General features: G+C 72.9%; 1 protein-coding gene and 1 pseudogene. One reads left to right on the top strand and one right to left on the bottom strand.

Translation table 11 applies throughout. The annotated features are described in order from the left end of the window. Positions 1-414: AfsA-related hotdog domain-containing protein (locus HUX53_RS35910; protein WP_303623194.1), on the bottom strand; the 414-nt coding region annotated here is incomplete at its 3' end. Between the two features lie 751 nt (positions 415-1,165). On the opposite strand from HUX53_RS35910, the pseudogene HUX53_RS35905 reads away from it, so the two are divergent. After that, positions 1,166-1,743 (top strand): annotated as a pseudogene (locus HUX53_RS35905) (PucR family transcriptional regulator); the annotation flags it as partial.

Here is a 1,743-nt window from a genome sequence, read left to right as displayed (position 1 = left end):
CCTCGACGCGCTGTGCCTTGTCCTTTTCGGCGCCAGGGTCAGATGTGGATACGCGCCAGCGGCTGTCCTGCCGCCCCTTCCCGGGCCGGCGTCGGCGAACGCGATGGAGCCGCCGCACACCTCCCGGCCGGCCTGCCGCGCGGCGACCGCCCAGGCGCGGTTCCGGCCCGGGAAGGGGCGGCAGGACAGCGTCGTGCCCCGGTCCAGCTCGCAGAACCGGGTGAAGCCGAGGCCGGCGACGACCCGTCCCGGCCGCCGCCCGCGCGCCCGCAGCCCGTCGGCGCGGACGGCCAGCTCCAGCAGGCCGCTGAACAGCAGCATGCCCGGCACATGGTCGAGCGGGTGGTCGAAGTAGAAGGAATCGGACTCGTCGACGACCAGCTCGCGGAATCGCTCGATAACGGACGCGGTCATGCGCGCTCCCTCCAATTACCGGCCCCGGGTTCCTCGGCCCCGCCTACCGAAAACGACACCGGAGGCCCTTCTCGGAAGGGCGGATCAGCCGAGCGGACGGCCGTCATCTTGCTACAGAAATGCGCATCGCTGAACTGCACCCCTGGGCAGTCCGGGCCACGCCGGGCTGCCCAGTCAGGTAACCCGGCGTCCCCCGGGCACGCTCCGCGCGAGGCCGCCCCCGCCTGGAAACCGCATGTCAGGGTCCACTTGCAGGGGGCGGGCCGGCGGCCGGGAGGACAGACCGCGCACGTCACCCGGCCGCAATGCGGACGGATAGGCCCGTGTTTCGCCGCGCTCCTCGGCGCGTTTTACCGCGGCCGTCGCACAAGATATATTTTCACAATATTGTTCAAATCGGGACGGATACAACCGGACCTGTGAGGTTGCCCACAAATAAGTGGCAGAATGCGGCCATGCGGCGGGGCCCGGCCCGGCGGTTCCGCTCACGTCCGCCGGACCGGGCCCCGTCCCCCGATCCCCCCGGCGGGATTCCGCACCCGCCGCGTGCTGAGGCGGTTACCCGGCCGTCCAGGCGGCATGCGCCGTCCGCCCGGAATTCCGGCGCTTGTCAGCGGGCTGACAAATACGGCCCCGCACGGTGAAGGCGGCTGAGTGTCGCGGCTCACACACCGCGCCTAGGTTGGGACGACCGGGACGCCCGACCGCCCGGACATGGCGCTCAAGCGAGGGGCGAGCGGGAGGTGGCACCGTGACCGCGGCGCACGAGGACGCGCACTCCGCATCACCGGTCCTGGAGGGCCTGACGGAGGAGCCGTGGCGGGACGTCCCGGCGGAGGAGGCGCGCTGGATGCGGCCCCGCCTGCCGGACCTGCTCGGCGTGATGGTCAAGGGCGTGCTGCGGCACGTCCCCGAGTACGACCGGCCGGGCGACGCGGCCTACTGGCGGGTGGCCGAGGCCGCGGTCGCGCAGGCGATGGAGCACTTCGTGCAGATGATCGCCGACCCCGACACCTCGTGGAAGGAGGTGTACCAGGTCTACTTCGACGTCGGCTACGGCGAGGCCGTCGAGGGCCGCAGCCTGGAGCACCTGCAGAACGCGATGCGGGTCGGGTCGCGGATCGCCTGGCGGCACCTCGCGGTCGAGGCCGAGCGGCTCGGCCGGCCCCGCGCGCTGGTCAGCCTGCTCGCGGAGGCGAACTTCGCCTACCTGGACGCGCTCGCGTCCGCGGCGGCGCACGGCTACGCGCGGGCGAGGGAGAAGGCGGCCGGGGAGCGCGAGCAGCGCCGCGGCCGGCTGCTGGCCCTGCCTGCCGGACCTGCCGGCGC

The organism is Actinomadura sp. BRA 177 (assembly GCF_013372625.1).
GTDB lineage: Bacteria > Actinomycetota > Actinomycetes > Streptosporangiales > Streptosporangiaceae > Spirillospora.
This window is presented reverse-complemented; position numbering and strand designations above follow the sequence as displayed.